A 16719-nucleotide genomic window follows, 5' to 3' on the forward strand; every position below is an offset into this window, starting at 1 on the left:
GTCACTCCCCCTTGCGGTACACCCGGTACGAGATGACCCGTTCGTGCACGATCGGCGCGTCGGGGTCGAAGCCGGAGCGGGCCAACACCTGGGCGGCGACGGCTTGCAGGGGCGAGAGGTCCTGGCCGGGGAGCCAGGCGTACGGGTGGGTGGCGGCGTCGAGGGCGACCTGGCGTGGGGTGTCGGACTGGGGAAAGGCGACCTCGACGACCTCGGCCACGCCCAAGACGGTGTCGAGGTCCTCGTAGCCGGAGGGGCCGTGCGGGTGGTGGGCCCCGCGGAGGCCGAGGCGGCGGCCCTCGTCGAAGACGGCGTCGCGCAGCGGGGACAGCTCGGAGGCGAACATGCGGCCGCCGAGGGTGATGGCGATGGCGCCGCCGGGGCGGACGACGCGGCTGGCCTCGGTCAGGGCCACGCGCCAGTCGGAGACGTGGTGGAGCACGCGGGCCAGGTGGACGCCGTCGAGCGAACCGGTGGCGAAGGGCAGGGCACAGGCATCGCCGAGCACAAAAGGAAAATCGGCCGCGAGAGGGCCTCGGAGATCGACCGCGTCGAGCAGGATCAAGAAGCCGGAGACGGCAGGAGCTGGACCAAGACTGCCAGGACCGGCGAGGGAGGCGGCGATCGCGCCGGTGCCGCAGCCCACGTCGAGGACCACCCCGGGCAGGAAATGGCGAAGCCGCCCGTAGAGGTCACGGGCGGCTTCGTCGGGGACGGGCTGGGTCACGCGCCGGCGGCGGACTTCAGGGCGTCGGCGCGGTCGGTGCGCTCCCAGGGCAGGTCCAGGTCGGGCCGGCCGAAGTGGCCGTAGGCGGCCGTGGGGGCGTAGATGGGGCGCAGCAGGTCGAGGTCGCGGATGATCGCGGCCGGCCGGAGGTCGAAGACCTCGGTGATGGCCTGCTGGATCTTGGCGGGGTCGACGGTCTCGGTGCCGAAGGTCTCGACGAACAGACCCACCGGCGCGGCCTTGCCGATGGCGTAGGCGACCTGGACCTCGGTCCGGCCGGCCAGGCCGGCGGCGACGACGTTCTTGGCGACCCAGCGCATGGCGTAGGCGGCGGAGCGGTCGACCTTCGACGGGTCCTTGCCGGAGAAGGCGCCGCCACCGTGGCGGGCCATGCCGCCGTAGGTGTCGACGATGATCTTGCGGCCGGTCAGGCCGGCGTCACCCATGGGACCGCCGATGACAAAGCGGCCGGTGGGGTTGACGAACAGCCGCACGCTCTCGGTGTCCAGGGAGAGCTCGGCCAGCTCGGGCAGCACGACCTGCTCCCGGACGTCGACGGCGAGCATCTTCTCCAGGTCGATGCCGTCGGCGTGCTGGGAGGACACGACCACGGTGTCCAGCCGCACCGGCTGGTCGCCGGCGTACTCGATGGTGACCTGGGTCTTGCCGTCGGGCCGCAGGTAGGGCAGCGCGCCGTTCTTGCGCACGGCGGTCAGCCGCCGCGACAGCCGGTGCGCCAGGGCGATCGGCAGCGGCATCAGCTCGGGCGTGTCGGTGGTGGCGTAGCCGAACATCAGGCCCTGGTCGCCGGCGCCCTGCCGGGCGATCTCGTCCTCGGCCGACTCGACCCGCGACTCGTAGGCGGTGTCCACGCCCTGGGCGATGTCCGGGGACTGCGACCCGATGGCGACGTTGACGCCGCACGAGTTGCCGTCGAAGCCCTTGGCCGACGAGTCGTACCCGATCTCGAGGATCTTCTCCCGCACGATGGTGGGGATGTCGGCATACGCCTCGGTGGTGACCTCGCCGGCCACGTGCACCTGACCGGTGGTGATCAGCGTCTCGACCGCGACCCGGCTGCGCGGGTCCTTGGACAGCAGCCCGTCGAGAATGGAATCGCTGATCGCGTCACAGATCTTGTCGGGGTGGCCCTCGGTGACCGACTCAGAGGTGAACAGCCTCCGGCTGGATTGGCTCACGACACTCCTCACAGATGTTCAGCGGCGCCCATCGGCCCCTCGCGCCCGCGTTTATCGCGTCAACCGTACCGGGCGTGACGCAGATACTCGCTCAAGTCCCGAGCAAGGTCCCGACTGCATCCCACACTGTGGCAGCGAGCCTAGACTTCGACCCCAGGGGGATGGGACGTTCGTCACCGTCGGCCGACAGCAGCCACCCCTGGTTGTCCTCCTGCTCGAAGGCCAACCCGTCCCCGACGGCGTTGACAACCAGCAGGTCGCAGCCCTTGCGGGCCAGCTTGGCCCGGCCGTGGTGCAGCACGTCCCCGGTCTCGTCGCCGGTCTCGGCGGCGAAGCCGACCACCACCTGGCCGGTGGGACGGGCCTTGACAAGCTCGACCAGGATGTCCGGATTCACGGCCAGCCGGATCGGCTCGGGCTCAATGCCGTTCTTCTTGATCTTGGACGTGGCCGGCGCGACCGGCCGGAAGTCGGCGACGGCGGCGGCCATCACGACCACGTCGGCCCCGGCGCTCTCGGCGTGCATGGCGTCCTGGAGTTCCACCGCGGACGCGATCCGCACCACCCGCACGCCGGCCGGATCGGCCAGGTCGGCGGTGTGCCCGGCGACCAGGGTGACCTCGGCGCCGCGCTGGGCGGCGACCCGGGCCAGGGCGTAGCCCTGCTTGCCGGAGGAGCGGTTGCCCAGGTAGCGGACGGGGTCGAGGGCCTCACGGGTGCCGCCGGCCGACACGACGACCCGGCGGCCTTCCAGGTCCCGGGGCAGCGCCGACGGGGCGGCCAGCAGCAGACGGGCCAGGTCGACGATCTCGGCCGGCTCGGGCAGCCGGCCCTTGCCGGTGTCCTTGCCGGTCAGCCGGCCGCTGGCCGGCTCGGCCACGATCACGCCCCGCGAGCGCAGGGTGGCGACGTTGGCCTGGGTGGCCGGGTGCTCCCACATCTCGGTGTGCATGGCCGGCACCATCAGCACCGGGCAGCGCGCGGTGAGCAGCGTGCCGGTGAGCAGGTCGTCGGCCAGGCCGTGGGCGGCCCGGGCCAGCAGGTCGGCGGTGGCCGGGGCCACCACGACCAGGTCGGCGGTCTGGCCGATCTTGACGTGCGGCACGGCCGGCACGTCGGAGAACACGCCGGTGGCCACCGGCTGGCCGGACAGCGCCTCGAAGGTGGCCGCGCCGACGAAGTTCAGCGCGGCCTCGGTGGGCACCACGCGCACCCGGTGACCGGACTCGGTCAGGCGGCGCAGCACCTCACAGGCCTTGTAGGCGGCGATGCCGCCGCCCACGCCCAGAACGACGCTGGGAGGCGTCATTCGCCTTCGGTGTGCTCGAGCATGCCGGCGTGGATCTCGCGCAGCGCGATCGACAGCGGCTTCTCCCGCGGACCCGGCTCGACCAGCGGGCCGACGTACTCCAGCAGGCCCTCGCCCAGCTGGGCGTAGTAGTCGTTGATCTGGCGGGCGCGCTTGGCCGAGTAGATCACCAGCGCGTACTTCGAGCTGACCTGCTCCAGCAGGTCGTCGATCGGCGGGTTGGTGATGCCCTCCGGCGCGGAGGCGGGCTCGCCGACGGCGGTCAGGTGGCTCGGGATGGTCAAGACAACGCTCCTGGAGGTAGTCACGGCTCGCTGGACACACGCTCGGTGGGCGAGCCGACCACCAAGGTTAGCAACTCACGGGCAACGGCACGAACATCGGAGTTCACCAGCACCTCGTCGAACTCCTCGGCGGCGGCCAGCTCGCGCTCGGCCACCTCCAGCCGGCGCTGGACGACCGCCGGATCCTCGGTGCCCCGGCCGGTCAGCCGGGTCACCAGGACCTCCCACGTCGGCGGCATCAGCATCACCAGCTGCGCCTCGGGCATCGCCCGCCGCACCTGGCGCGCGCCCTGCAGCTCGATCTCGAGGATCGCTGGAGTTCCCCGCTCCAGCGCTGCCTCGACCGGCCGCCGGGGCGTGCCGTAGCAGTTGCCCGCGTACTCGGCGTGCTCCAGGAGCTCGCCCGCGGACACCATGCGGTCGAATTCGTCCCGGTCGACGAAGTGGTAGTGCTCGCCGTCCACCTCGCCGGGGCGGGGCTTCCGGGTGGTCACCGAGACGCTGTAGTACACGTCCTCACCGAGTCCGCGCAGCTCGCTGAGCACGCTGGACTTGCCGACGCCCGAGGGGCCGGACAGCACGGTGAGGCGGGGCCGGGCACGGATGCCCGACCCCTTCTCGGCCAACTTGCTCACTCGCCGCCGAACTCGGTCAGCAGGGCCTTGCGCTGACGGTCGCCGAGACCACGCAGACGGCGGCTGGTCGCGATCTCCAGCCGCTCCATGATCTGCGCGGCCCGAACCTTGCCGACGCCGGGCAGGGACTCCAGGAGTGCGGAGACCTTCATCTTGCCGAGGACCTCGTCGGTGTCGGCGGCGGTCAGCACGTCCTTCAGGTTCGTGCCGCCACGCTTGAGGCGCTCCTTGAGCTCGGCCCGGGCGCGACGAGCGGCAGCCGCCTTCTCCAGCGCTGCGGCCCGCTGCTCCTCGGTCAGCTGGGGAAGGGCCACGATCTCCTCCGTGGTGTGGGTGTTCTTCAGTGGGATCGGTGTCGCGACCGTACCGATCGAGTACCGCCCGGTACAACGTGGGTCCCCGTGGTGACAACGCAACCAATGCGGTGACACTCCCCCACCCGGTCGGGTGCATCTCGACCAAAGCGGCCGTCACGACGTGAAGGAAGTACTACCAAGGTCCCCCGACGGCGCGATCACCGCCACCGGTGATATGCCCCCGATGCCCCGTGTGCTATGCACGACCAGCGCGGTTCCAAGATCAACTCGCGAAATCCCCTGCCACGCCTGTGGATTCGCCCAGCTCGCGGACGGATTCCCTGGTCGCGACCGCGGCCGCGCGCAGCGCCGCCACATCGGGGCCGTGCCGCAGCACGTCCCGCGAGGAACTGGGCAGCACGAGACCGGAAATGCCGCCGAACAGCCGTCGCAGGTCGGCGACGGTGCCGCCCTGGGCCCCCAGTCCGGGGGCCAGCACAGGCCCGTTCAGGTGAGACAGATCCAGGTCCGTGCGCCCGACTGTGGCCCCGATGACGACACCCACATGGCCCAACGGTTGGACACCGTCGTTGCGCTCGGCGGCCGCGTCGACCATCGACTGGGCGATGGAAACTCCCTCGTCGGTGCGCGCCCGCTGCACGGACGGCCCCTCCTTGTTGGAAGTCAAGGCGAGCGCGAAAACTCCGCGGCCGGTTTTCTCGCTGAGCTCCAAAGCCGGATCGAGGGAGCCGAATCCCAAATAGGGAGACAGCGTCACGGCGTCGCCGGCCAGCGGCGAGTCGTCGGCCAGGAACGCTGTCGCATAGGCGGCCATGGTGGAGCCGATGTCGCCCCGCTTGGCGTCCACGATGACCAGCGCGCCGGCCGCGCGGGCCTCGGCGATGGTCCGCTCCAGCACGGCCACGCCGCGGGAGCCGAAGGCCTCGAAGAACGCCGCCTGCGGCTTGACCAGCGCCACCTCGGCGCCGAAGGCCTCGACACAGGTCAGCGCGAACCGCTCAAGGCCGTTCGCGTCGAGCGGAAGGCCCCAGTCCGACAGCAGCCCCGGGTGCGGGTCGATGCCGACCACCAGCGGCCCGGCGGCGGCCACCTTGGCCACCAGCCGGGCCCCGAAGGACTCGATCTCGATCATGCTTGCGCCCCCTTCAGCGCGGCCTGGAGGTCCTGGAGCGACCGCACGCCGATGTCCCCCCGGATGAGGGCTTCGATGCCGTGGACGGCCGCTGCGGCCCCGGACACGGTCGTGATGCACGGGATGTCCCGCGCCACCGCCGCGGTCCGGATCTCATAGCCGTCGACGCGGGGCCCGTGGTTGCCGTACGGAGTGTTCATGATCATGTCCACCTCCCCGGCCAGGATCTTGTCCACGATGTTGTCCTCGCCCTCGAAATGCTTGCGGACCACCGTGCAGGCGACCCCGTTACGCCGCAGCACCTCAGCCGTGCCCGTGGTCGCCAGGACCTCGAACCCCAGATCGGCCAGCCGCTTGACCGGGAACACCATCGCCCGCTTGTCCCGGTTGGCCACCGACACGAACACCCGGCCCTTGGTCGGCAACGAGCCGTAGGAGGCGGTCTGCGACTTGGCGAAGGCCTTGCCGAACGAGAAGTCCACGCCCATCACCTCGCCGGTGGACTTCATCTCCGGCCCCAGCAGCGAGTCCACGCCCTTGCCCTCCGGCGTGCGGAACCGGTGGAAGGGCAGCACCGCCTCCTTGACCGCCACCGGGCAGTCATCCGGCATCTGCCCGCCGTCGCCCGTGGCCGGCAGCACGCCCTCCTCACGCAGCTGCGCGATGCTCGCCCCCAGCGCGATGCGGGCGGCGGCCTTGGCCAGCGGCACCGCGGTCGCCTTGGACACGAACGGCACCGTCCGCGACGCCCGCGGGTTGGCCTCCAGCACGTAGAGCACGTCGTCCTTGAGCGCGTACTGCACGTTGAGCAGCCCGCGCACCCCGACGCCGTGGGCGATGGCCTCGGTGGAACGGCGCACCGCCTCCAGGTCGCTGCGGCCCAACGTGATCGGCGGCAGCGCGCACGAGGAGTCGCCGGAGTGAATGCCGGCCTCCTCGATGTGCTCCATCACGCCGCCGATGTAGACCTGCTCGCCGTCGCACAACGCGTCCACGTCGATCTCGATCGCGTCGTCCAGGAACCGGTCCACCAACACCGGATGCTCCGGGGACACCTCGGTGGCCCGCGCGATGTAGCCGGCGAGGGTGTCCTCGTCGTAGACGATCTCCATGCCCCGGCCGCCCAGCACATAGGAGGGGCGCACCAGCACCGGGTAGCCGATCTCGTCGGCGATCCGCTTGGCCTGCGGGAACGACGTCGCGGTGCCGTACTTCGGCGCGGGCAGCCCGGCCGCGGTCAGCACCTCGCCGAACGCGCCGCGGTCCTCGGCCAAGTTGATCGCCTCCGGCGAGGTGCCGACCACCGGCACTCCGGCATCGGCCAGCCGCTGGGCCAGCCCGAGCGGGGTCTGCCCGCCCAGCTGCACGACCACGCCCGCCACCGTGCCGGACTCGCGCTCGGAGTGCACGACCTCCAGCACGTCCTCGAAGGTCAACGGCTCGAAATACAGGCGGTCGGAGGTGTCGTAGTCGGTGGACACCGTCTCCGGGTTGCAGTTGACCATCACGGTCTCGAACCCGGCCCGGCGCAGCTCCATGGCCGCGTGCACGCAGGAGTAGTCGAACTCGATGCCCTGCCCGATGCGGTTGGGGCCGGAGCCGAGGATCAGCACCTTCGGCTTCTCCCGCTGCGGCAGCACCTCGGTCTCGGCTGCCGGGTCGGACTCGTAGGCCGAGTAGTGGTACGGCGTCAGCGCGGCGAACTCGGCGGCGCAGGTGTCCACGGTCTTGAACACCGGCCGCACGCCGAGGCGGTGGCGCAGGGTGCGGACGCCGTCCTCACCGGCCAGCTCCGGCCGCAGGGAGGCGATCTGCCGGTCCGACAACCCCGCCCGCTTGGCCCGCAGCAGCAGCGCCTCGTCCAGCACCGCCGCCGCCACGATCTCCTCACGCAGCTCGCCCAGCGCGAGGATCTGGTCGATGAACCACGGGTCGATGCCCGACGCCTCGTGCACCTGGTCCACCGAAGCGCCGAGCCGCAGCGCCCGCTCGACCGTGTAGAGCCGGCCGTCGTGGCCCCGCTCCAGCGCCTTGAGCGTGTTCTCCAGCGTGGCGCCCTCGGGGTCGGGCTGGGTCCAGAAGCCGGCGGCCTTGGTCTCCATCGAGCGCAGCGCCTTGTTCAACGCCTCGCTGAAGTTGCGGCCGATCGACATGGCCTCGCCGACCGACTTCATGGTCGTGGTCAGCGTCGGGTCGGCCCCGGGGAACTTCTCGAACGCGAACCGCGGCACCTTCACGACCACGTAGTCCAGGGTCGGCTCGAAGGAGGCGGGCGTCTCGCCGGTTATGTCGTTGCGGATCTCGTCCAACGTGTAGCCGATCGCCAGCCGGGCGGCGATCTTGGCGATCGGGAAGCCGGTCGCCTTCGACGCCAACGCCGACGACCGGGACACGCGGGGGTTCATCTCGATGACGACCATGCGGCCGGTGGTCGGGTTGATGGCGAACTGGATGTTACAGCCGCCGGTCTCCACCCCCACCGCGCGCAGCACGTCGATGCCGACGTCACGCATGTGCTGGTACTCGCGGTCGGTCAACGTCATCGCCGGCGCGACCGTGACCGAGTCGCCGGTGTGCACGCCCATCGGGTCGATGTTCTCGATCGAGCAGATGACCACGACGTTGTCGTTGCGGTCCCGCATCAGCTCGAGCTCGTACTCCTTCCAGCCGAGCACGCTCTCCTCGATGAGCACCTCGGTCACCGGCGACTCGTCCAGGCCCAGCGAGGCCAGCCGCTCCAGCTCGTCGGGAGTGTGGGCCATGCCCGAACCCAGGCCGCCCATGGTGAACGAGGGCCGGATGACCACCGGCAGGCCGAGCTCGGCGACCGTCTCACGGACCTCGTCCATGGACTTGCAGACCCGGCTACGCGGCGTCTGCGCGCCCACCGAGGCGCAGATGTCCTTGAACAGCTGCCGGTCCTCGCCGCGCTGGATCGCGTCGATGTCCGCGCCGATCAGCTCGACGTTGTACTTCTCCAGCACGCCCCGCTCATGCAGCGCCACGGCCGTGTTCAGCGCGGTCTGCCCGCCCAGCGTGGCCAGGATCGCCTGGACCGGGCGGCCCAGCGCCTGCTCCTCGGCGATCACCTTCTCCACGAACTCCGGCGTGATCGGCTCGATGTAGGTGGCGTCGGCGAACTCGGGGTCGGTCATGATCGTGGCCGGGTTGGAGTTGACCAGCGACACGCGCAGGCCCTCCTCCCGCAACACCCGGCACGCCTGCGTGCCCGAGTAGTCGAACTCGCAGGCCTGGCCGATCACGATCGGACCCGACCCGATCACCAGGACGTGGGAGATGTCGGTCCTCTTCGGCATCAGCGGGCCTCACTCATCAGCTGGCAGAACTCGTCGAACAGGGCGGCCGCGTCGTGCGGGCCGGCGGCGGCCTCGGGGTGGTACTGCACGGAGAACGCCGGCGCCTCCAGACAGCGCAGGCCCTCCACCGTGCCGTCGTTCGGGCAGTAATGCGACACGGTGGCCGCGCCGAACGGGGTGTCGAAGCGCTCCCCCGGCTCGCCTTCGAGGGCGAAGCCGTGGTTCTGCGCGGTGATCGCGACCCGCCCGGTGGCGGTGTCGATCACCGGCACGTTGATGCCCCGGTGGCCGTACTGGAGCTTGTAGGTGCCCCGGCCCAGCGCGCGGCCCAGGATCTGGTTGCCGAAGCAGATGCCGAACAACGGGATCCGCCGCTCCAGCACGCCTGTCGTGAGCGCGACGCCGTGGTCCTGGGTGGCCGGGTCGCCCGGGCCGTTGGACAGGAACACGCCGTCCGCCTCGACCGCGAGGATGTCGTCCAGGCTGGAAGTCAGCGGCAGGACGTGCACCTCGATGCCGCGGGCGGCCATCATGCGCGGCGTGTTGGACTTGATGCCCAAATCCAGCGCGGCCACCCGGAACCGGCGCTCGCCATCGGCCGGCACCACATAGGTCTGCGCGGTGGTGACGTCGCCGGCCAGGTCCGCACCCTTCATCTGCGGGGCGGCCTGCACACGCGCCAGCATCGTGTCCACATCGGACAGCGCGTCGCCGGAGAACACCCCCGCCCGCATGGCCCCGCGCTCGCGGATGTGCCGGGTCAGGGTCCGGGTGTCCACCCCGGCGATACCGACAACGCCCTGCCGGACCAGCTCCTCGTCCAGCGAGCGGGTGGCCCGCCAGTTGGACGGGCGGCGGGCGGGATCGCGCACCACGTAACCGGAAACCCAGATCCGCGACGACTCGTCGTCCTCGTCGTTCCAGCCGGTGTTGCCGATCTGCGGCGCGGTCTGCACCACGATCTGCCCGTGGTAGGAGGGATCGGTCAGGGTCTCCTGGTAGCCGGTCATGCCCGTGCAGAACACGACCTCGCCCAGGGACGCGCCCAGCGCCCCGTACGCCTCACCGCGGAAAACCCGACCATCCTCGACCACCAACGCCGCCTGCTCGCGTGCGCTCACTGCGCGCCACCTCCAACGCCTGCCATGGACCGCAGCGCGGTCACCCACTCCTGGTAGTGCTCCTTCTCGTCGGCCCGGAACCCGCTGTCCAGCAGCTGGTCCTCGACCTGCCATCGCACGATGAGCAGGCCGTCGCCGAACATCACCTTGCCGGCCAGACCCTGGCCGACGCGCGCGTCCCGCACCGCGTCCCGCGGGATCCAGACCGGGCTCGCGCCCACCCGCTCGATCAGCAAACCCTTGTCGTGCAGGTGAAGCGTGGCCTCCGAGCGGAAGCCCACGTCGCCGACCGCGACCCGGTTCTGCCAGCTGTCGTCCAGCGTCGTGCTGACGTACACACCGGTCTGCTCGGGCAGCAGCTCGCCGCCCAGCTCCGCCGGCGCGGTCGGGAAGGCCGGCAGCGTCCGCGCCTGCCGGCGGGCCTTGTTGCGCCAGCCCCACCACATCGCGGCGGCGCACAGCACGAAGAAGGCCAGCACGAGGATCACCAACACCAGCCTGGTCATGCCTGGACCTTCCCCTCGGACACGGTGACCCGCCCGCGCAGCATCGTGGTGCGCACGACGCCCGGCAACTCCATGCCCTCGAACGGGGTGTTGCCGGCGACGCTGGCCAGCTCGGCGCCCCGCACCGTCCACGTGGCATGCGGATCGACCAGCGTCAGCGTGGCCGGCTCGCCGACCATGAGCGGCCGGCCCTGGTCGGCGAGGCCGGCGATCTCGGCCGGCTTCTCGCTCATCACCCGGGCGACGCCGCGCCAGTCCAGCAGGCCCGGCCGCACCAGCGTCTCGATCACGATGGACAGCGCGGTCTGGAGGCCGAGCATGCCCGGGCGGGCGGCCGACCACTCGCAGTCCTTGTCCTGCGGGGCATGCGGGGCGTGGTCGGTGGCGACGCAGTCGACGACGCCCTCGGCCAGCGCCTCCCGCAGCACCTGCACGTCCGACTCCGTGCGCAGCGGCGGATTCACCTTGTTCACCGGGTCGTAGGTGGCCAGGCGCTCATCGGTGAGCAGCAGGTGGTGCGGCGTCACCTCGGCCGAGACCAAGGTGGCGCGCTCCTTGGCCCACCGCAGCACGTCGACCGTGCCGGCGGTGGAGACGTGGCAGACGTGCAGCCGCGCGCCGGTCTGCTTGGCCAGCAGGCAGTCCCGGGCCACGATCGACTCCTCGGCCGCCGCCGGCCAGCCGGCCAGGCCCAGCCGGGCCGCCCGCTCGCCCTCGTGGGCCTGCGCGCCCTCGGTCAGCCGCGGCTCCTCGGCGTGCTGCGCGATCACACCGTCCAGCGCCTTGGTGTACTCCAGGGCCCGGCGCATGATCAGCGGGTCGCTGACGCAGTGGCCGTCGTCGGAGAACACGCGGACATTGGCCTGGCTGCGGGCCATGGTGCCCAGCTCGGCCAGCTTCTCGCCCTTCAGGCCGACGGTGACCGCGCCGACCGGGTGCACGTCGACCAGGCCGACCTCGCGGCCGCGCCGCCACACGTGCTCCACGATCACGGCGTTGTCGGCGACCGGGTCGGTGTTGGCCATGGCGAACACGGCGGTGTAGCCGCCCAGCGCCGCCGCGGCCGAGCCGGTGGCGATCGTCTCGGTGTCCTCACGGCCCGGCTCACGCAGGTGCGTGTGCAGGTCGACGAACCCGGGCAGCGCGACCAGGCCGTCGGCGTCGATCGTCTCGACGTCGTGGTCGAGATTCGGGCCGATCTCGGCGATCACGCCGTCACGCACCAGGATGTCGACCGGGTCGCCCTCGCCGTAGCGCCGGACTCCCTTGATCAGCATCATGCGGCTTCTTCCTCTCCCGCGAGCAGGTGGTACAGCACGGCCATGCGGACGTGCACCCCGTTGCGGACTTGCTCGGTGATGGCGGCGCGCGGCGAGTCCGCGACGACCGCGGAGATCTCCATGCCGCGCAGCATGGGCCCGGGATGCAGCACGACGGCGTGCTCGGGCAGCAGGGACAGACGGCGCTCGTTGAGGCCGTAGGCGATCGAGTACTCGCGCGCGGACGGGAAGAAACCCCCGTGCATGCGTTCGGCCTGCACGCGCAGCATCATCACGGCGTCCAGCGCCGGCAGCTCGGCGTCCAGCTCGTGCGAAACGGCCACCGGCCAGTTCTCGACGCCGGTCGGCAGCAGGGTCGGCGGCGCGACCAGCACCACCTCCGCGCCCAGGGCCGTCAGCAGGTGCACGTTGGAACGGGCGACCCGGCTGTGCAGGACGTCGCCGACGATGGCGACGCGGCGGCCGGCGATCTGCCCGAGCCGCTCCCGCAGGGTGGCCGCGTCCAGCAGCGCCTGGGTCGGGTGCTCGTGCATGCCGTCGCCGGCGTTGACCACGCCGGTGCCGGTGCCTTCCAGCCAGCTGGCCAGGCGGTGCGCCGCGCCGGAGGCCGGGTGCCGGACGATCACCAGGTCGGCGCCGGCGGCGGACAGCGTGAGGGCGGTGTCGCGCAGCGACTCGCCCTTGCCGACCGAGGAGCCGCCGGCCGACACGTTGATCACGTCGGCGCTCATCCACTTGCCCGCGACCTCGAAGGAGACCCGGGTGCGGGTGGAGTTCTCGTAGAACATCGTGACCACGGTGCGCCCGCGCAGCGTCGGCAGCTTGCGGACCTCGCGGCCCAGCAGCGTGCGCTTGAGCGTGTCCGCGGTGTCCAGCACCGCGGTGGCCTGCGCCGGGTCGAGGCCGTCGGTGGAGAGCAGGTGTTTCACAGGTCAGCTTCCCGTCGCAGGTACACGCCGTCGCGCCCGTCGACCTCGGCGAAGCAGACGTGCACCTCCTCGCTGCGGGAGGTCGGCACGTTCTTGCCCACGTAGTCGGCGCGGATCGGCAGCTCGCGGTGGCCGCGGTCGACCAGCACGGCCAGCTGGACCGAGGCCGGGCGGCCGGCGTCGCGCAGCGCGTCGAGGGCGGCGCGGATCGTGCGGCCGGAGAACAGCACGTCGTCGACCAGAACCACCAGGCAGTCGTCGATGCCACCCTCGGGCAGGGTGGTCGATTCCAGTGGTCTGTTCGGCCTACGGCGCAGGTCGTCCCGATACAGGGTCACGTCGAGCGCGCCCACGGGGACTCGAACCTCGCTGAACTCGGCGATCAGCTCGGCCAGCCGGCGGGCCAGGGGCGCGCCCCGACTGGGGATGCCCAGTAGGACGACCGGCCTCGCATCGCGCCCAGGAGGGTCGTCTGCGCCGATCGAGGTCTTCTCGATGATCTGATGGGCCATTCGGGCGATGGTGCGCGCGACATCGCCGGCCGAGAGGAGCTCGCGCTCGGCCGGGTCCGTCGCGCCACGAACACGCGGCGCCACGGTGGACCTCCTTCCCCGCCTCACCGGACGGGTCCTTAAAGGACGTCGGGTCAACTCGGCATCTGCCGAGTTCAGGGGCCACGTTACCAGCCACGCTCCGTAGCCCTTCCGGGTGGTTGGACCCCCCTCCCCCGCATGACGCAGCGAAGTCAGCTTGACCTGGTGACGACAGCGAGCGACCATTACTCTGCGTATTGATCTCAGGCTCCCCGCGGCGATGGCTACCGGCCGACGGGGCGAATGAACGGAGAACCGCCACATGGGCGATTACGCCAAGGCGCTGGGGGCCAAGCTCCGCGCCATCCGCCAGCAGCAGGGATTGTCACTGCATGGCGTCGAGCAGAAGTCCGGCGGTCGGTGGAAGGCGGTCGTCGTCGGCTCCTACGAGCGCGGCGACCGGGCGGTCACCGTGCAGAAGCTGGCCGAGCTGGCGGACTTCTACGGCGTGCCGGTGGCCGAGCTGCTGCCGGAGGGCCGCGTGCCGTCCGGGGCCGAGCCGGCGACCAAGATCGTCATCAACCTGGAGCGGCTACAACAGCTGCCGGCGGAGAAGGTCGGCCCGCTGGCCCGCTACGCCGCCACCATCCAGAGCCAGCGCGGCGACTACAACGGCAAGGTGCTCTCCATCCGCACCGAGGACCTGCGGTCGCTGGCCATCATCTACGACATGACGCCCGGTGAGCTCACCGAGCAGCTGATCGACTGGGGCGTCCTACCGCCCGAGGCAAGGCCCTCCAAGGAGGACTGAGCCGGCGCCACGCGCGCAACAGCCTGGGGACAAACGCTGGAAGGCCGCACCACCCGGCAACGGGCGGTGCGGCCTTCCAGATTTGAATCGACGCTAGAGCGCCGCCCGCAGGTGCACCGCGATCCGGGCGATGCTGTCCAGCACGCCGTTGACGAAGCGCGGCGAGTCGTCGGTGGACAACTGTTTGGCCAGCTCCACGGCCTCGCTGATGGCCACCGCGTCGTCCACGTCGGCCGCCCACAGCAGCTCGTACACGCCCAGCCGCAGAATCGCCCGGTCCACCGCCGGCATCCGGGCCAGGGTCCAGCCCTCGGCGTGCTCGGAGATCAGCTCGTCGATCCGCGTCCGATTGGCCGTGATGCCCTCGACCAGGGCGATCGTGTAGTCGTTGACCGGGGGCACGTCGGGCGAGCCGACCCGCCCCGCGAGCAGCGTCACGGCGTCGTCGTCGCGCAGGTCGGCCTCGTACAGGACGTCGACCGCGCGTTTGCGGTACTTGCTGCGGGCACCCATCAGTTGTTGATCCGGCCCAGGTAGCGGCCGTCGCGGGTGTCGACCTTGACCTTCTCGCCGGTGGTGACGAACAGCGGCACCTGGATCTCGGCGCCCGTCTCCAGCGTCGCCGGCTTGGTGCCGCCGGTGGAGCGGTCGCCCTGCAGGCCAGGGTCGGTGTGCTGGATGACCAGCTCGACCGAGGTCGGCAGCTCGATGAACAGCGGCACGCCCTCGTGCACGGCCACCACGGCCTCGGTGTTCTCCAGCATGTAGTTGGCGGCGTCGCCGACCGTCTCGGCCGGGATGTTCATCTGCTCGTAGGTGTCGCCGTCCATGAAGACGAAGTCGGCGCCGTCCTTGTACAGATAGGTCATGCCGCGCTTGTCCACGGTGGCCGTGTCGACCTTGGTGCCGGCGTTGAAGGTCCGGTCCACGACCTTGCCGGTGAGCACGTGCTTGAGGGTGGTGCGCACGAACGCGCCGCCCTTGCCGGGCTTGACGTGCTGGAACGCGACAACGGTCCACAGGCCGTTGTCGAGGCTCAGCACGAGGCCGTTCTTGAGGTCGTTGGTGGTGGCCACGGTTGCGGTTTCTCCTGTAGTCGCGAACGGGCCGCACTCGCGGACCGCAAGGTGTCAGACGACCACGAGTTCCTTCGTGGTCAGGGTGAGCAACTCGGGCACGTCCTCGCGCACGACGAGCGTGTCCTCGATGCGGACCCCGCCCCGCCCGGGCGCGTAGACGCCGGGCTCGACGGTGACCGCCATGCCGGCCGATAGTGTACCGGCACTGCCCCTGTACAGCGCCGGAGCCTCGTGGATCTCCAAGCCGACGCCGTGTCCGAGGCCGTGCATGAACTCCTCGCCACGGCCAGCCGCCTCGATCACCGAACGGGCCGCCTCGTCCACGTCGGCCAGCGGCGTGCCCGGCGCCAGCGCCGCCCGGCCGGCCGCCTGCGCCGCCGCCACCAGCTCGTACATCTCGGCCTGCCAGTCCGCCGGCCGGCCCAGCACCACCGTGCGGGTCATGTCCGAGTGGTAGCCGTCGACCAGCGCGCCGAAGTCCATCTTCACCAGGTCGCCGGCCTTGAGCGGGGCATCGGTCGGCTCGTGGTGCGGGATCGCCGAATGCTCCCCCGCCGCCACGATCGTCGCGAACGACGGCCCCTGCGCGCCCTGGTCACGCATGCCCTCGTCCAGCTCCCGCGCCACCTCGCGCTCGGTGCGCCCCGGCCGCAGGCCGCCGTGCTCGATCAACGCCGCCAACGCCCGGTCCGCCGCCGCGCAGGCCATGCGCAGCGCCTCCACCTCGGTCTCGTCCTTGATCAGCCGCAGCTCGGCGGTCAGCCCCGAAGCCCGGTGCAGGTGCGACTTGGCCGCCTCGGTCAGCCGGGCCAGGCCGTCCACGGTGACGTGGTCGCTCTCGTAGCCGATGCGGCCCTTGGCCCTGGCCATCAGGGCAAGGTCGCAGTCGCGGCCGATCACCCGCTCCAGGTCCGGCACCTGCTGCGCCGACGAAGTCTCGTACCGGCCGTCAGTGGCGAACACCGCGCCGTCGGCCGTGACCAGCAGCGCCCCGTTCGACCCGGTGAAGCCGGTGAGATAGCGCACGTTCAGCAGATTGGTGACGAGCAGGGCATCCAACTCCCGCTCCACCAGCAGCCGCCGCAGCGCATCCCGTCTCCTGCCGTGCACCTCGCCCATGCCTGGCAGCGTATTGCGCTGGCGCGCCGTCGGGACCCCGACTTTCGCTCTTTCGCTCGCCGAGCTGTTGGGGGGTGGGTGGGCGGTTGTGGGTGTGGGTGTGGGTGTGCTTTGGGTGCCCGCGCCGCGCGGTTGCCGAGGGGTGGGGTTTGCCCCCCCCATCGGCGAAGCTTGGCGGTTTGGCTAGTGGGTCGGTGGGTGTGGTTCTGGTGCCCGCGCCGCGCGGTTGCCGAGGGGTGGGGATTGCGGTGAGAGGTGGGGGGTTGTTGTCTGTTTGAGGGGTGGGGTGGATCGTTTGGGGTTGGTGGCGGCGGGGTGGAGTCTGATTGAGGTGTGAGGGGCCGTTATCCAGCTGACTCCGGGTGGATTTTGCGCGGAGACCTCTGGGCGATGGCGTATCAAGGCGCTATCGGGCAGGCTC

Annotated in this window: 17 protein-coding genes; 1 reads left to right on the forward strand and 16 read right to left on the reverse strand. The window is 71.0% G+C overall.

Annotated features, from left to right (window positions below; all coding sequences use genetic code 11):
• Window position 1: 1 nt before the first annotated feature.
• From ACIG5F_RS42975 to pyrR, 13 genes are all read right to left on the reverse strand, one after another.
• Window positions 2-727, reverse strand: coding sequence for a class I SAM-dependent methyltransferase (locus ACIG5F_RS42975; RefSeq protein ID WP_396525997.1), 726 nt, complete (start codon window positions 725-727; stop codon window positions 2-4).
• Window positions 724-1926: a methionine adenosyltransferase gene (gene metK, locus ACIG5F_RS42980; RefSeq protein ID WP_396525998.1), complete on the reverse strand. Its 1203-nt coding sequence runs from the start codon at window positions 1924-1926 to the stop codon at window positions 724-726. Before metK ends, ACIG5F_RS42975 begins: the two co-directional genes overlap by 4 nt.
• 91 nt (window positions 1927-2017) lie before the next feature.
• Window positions 2018-3235: a bifunctional phosphopantothenoylcysteine decarboxylase/phosphopantothenate--cysteine ligase CoaBC gene (gene coaBC / locus ACIG5F_RS42985; protein WP_396525999.1), complete on the reverse strand. Its 1218-nt coding sequence runs from the start codon at window positions 3233-3235 to the stop codon at window positions 2018-2020.
• A complete protein-coding gene (gene rpoZ / locus ACIG5F_RS42990) occupies window positions 3232-3519 on the reverse strand; it encodes a DNA-directed RNA polymerase subunit omega (protein WP_211770704.1) in 288 nt (95 codons plus the stop codon). The genes coaBC and rpoZ overlap by 4 nt, the downstream gene beginning before the upstream one ends.
• Window positions 3520-3539: 20 nt before the next feature.
• The gene (gene gmk, locus ACIG5F_RS42995; RefSeq protein ID WP_396526000.1) at window positions 3540-4154 is read right to left on the reverse strand and encodes a guanylate kinase; all 615 of its coding nucleotides are present in this window, start codon (window positions 4152-4154) and stop codon (window positions 3540-3542) included.
• Window positions 4151-4468, reverse strand: coding sequence for an integration host factor, actinobacterial type (mihF, locus tag ACIG5F_RS43000; protein WP_116176684.1), 318 nt, complete (start codon window positions 4466-4468; stop codon window positions 4151-4153). The genes gmk and mihF overlap by 4 nt, the downstream gene beginning before the upstream one ends.
• 265 nt (window positions 4469-4733) lie before the next feature.
• Window positions 4734-5603, reverse strand: a complete 870-nt coding sequence (gene pyrF, locus ACIG5F_RS43005; protein WP_396526001.1) for an orotidine-5'-phosphate decarboxylase — start codon at window positions 5601-5603, stop codon at window positions 4734-4736.
• A complete protein-coding gene (gene carB / locus ACIG5F_RS43010; RefSeq protein ID WP_396526002.1) occupies window positions 5600-8920 on the reverse strand; it encodes a carbamoyl-phosphate synthase large subunit in 3321 nt (1106 codons plus the stop codon). Before carB ends, pyrF begins: the two co-directional genes overlap by 4 nt.
• A complete protein-coding gene (gene carA, locus ACIG5F_RS43015) occupies window positions 8920-10041 on the reverse strand; it encodes a glutamine-hydrolyzing carbamoyl-phosphate synthase small subunit (protein WP_396526003.1) in 1122 nt (373 codons plus the stop codon). Before carA ends, carB begins: the two co-directional genes overlap by 1 nt.
• Window positions 10038-10547, reverse strand: coding sequence for a transporter (locus ACIG5F_RS43020; RefSeq protein ID WP_396526004.1), 510 nt, complete (start codon window positions 10545-10547; stop codon window positions 10038-10040). Before ACIG5F_RS43020 ends, carA begins: the two co-directional genes overlap by 4 nt.
• Entirely contained in the window at window positions 10544-11824 is a 1281-nt protein-coding gene (locus tag ACIG5F_RS43025) for a dihydroorotase (RefSeq protein WP_396526005.1), read from the reverse strand. The genes ACIG5F_RS43020 and ACIG5F_RS43025 overlap by 4 nt, the downstream gene beginning before the upstream one ends.
• Window positions 11824-12756, reverse strand: a complete 933-nt coding sequence (locus ACIG5F_RS43030) for an aspartate carbamoyltransferase catalytic subunit (protein WP_396526006.1) — start codon at window positions 12754-12756, stop codon at window positions 11824-11826. Before ACIG5F_RS43030 ends, ACIG5F_RS43025 begins: the two co-directional genes overlap by 1 nt.
• Window positions 12753-13352 carry a bifunctional pyr operon transcriptional regulator/uracil phosphoribosyltransferase PyrR gene (pyrR, locus tag ACIG5F_RS43035; protein ID WP_396526007.1) on the reverse strand — a complete coding sequence of 200 codons (600 nt, stop codon included), beginning with the start codon at window positions 13350-13352 and terminating at the stop codon, window positions 12753-12755. The genes ACIG5F_RS43030 and pyrR overlap by 4 nt, the downstream gene beginning before the upstream one ends.
• 259 nt (window positions 13353-13611) lie before the next feature.
• Between pyrR and ACIG5F_RS43040 the strand changes: the two genes are divergently transcribed.
• Window positions 13612-14100: a transcriptional regulator gene (locus ACIG5F_RS43040; protein ID WP_015803953.1), complete on the forward strand. Its 489-nt coding sequence runs from the start codon at window positions 13612-13614 to the stop codon at window positions 14098-14100.
• Window positions 14101-14193: 93 nt separating this feature from the next.
• Here the strand turns inward: ACIG5F_RS43040 and nusB are convergent, their stop codons facing one another.
• From nusB to ACIG5F_RS43055, 3 genes are read right to left on the reverse strand one after another with little or no spacing between them, the layout of a single operon-like run.
• Window positions 14194-14613 (reverse strand): transcription antitermination factor NusB, encoded by a 420-nt coding sequence (gene nusB, locus ACIG5F_RS43045; RefSeq protein WP_396526008.1) that lies wholly within the window; start codon window positions 14611-14613, stop codon window positions 14194-14196.
• The gene (efp, locus tag ACIG5F_RS43050) at window positions 14613-15176 is read right to left on the reverse strand and encodes an elongation factor P (protein WP_396526009.1); all 564 of its coding nucleotides are present in this window, start codon (window positions 15174-15176) and stop codon (window positions 14613-14615) included. The genes nusB and efp overlap by 1 nt, the downstream gene beginning before the upstream one ends.
• Before the next feature lie 54 nt (window positions 15177-15230).
• The gene (locus tag ACIG5F_RS43055; protein WP_396526010.1) at window positions 15231-16298 is read right to left on the reverse strand and encodes a M24 family metallopeptidase; all 1068 of its coding nucleotides are present in this window, start codon (window positions 16296-16298) and stop codon (window positions 15231-15233) included.
• Window positions 16299-16719: the final 421 nt, after the last annotated feature.

The organism is Kutzneria sp. NPDC052558 (assembly GCF_044547355.1).
Taxonomy (GTDB): domain Bacteria; phylum Actinomycetota; class Actinomycetes; order Mycobacteriales; family Pseudonocardiaceae; genus Kutzneria.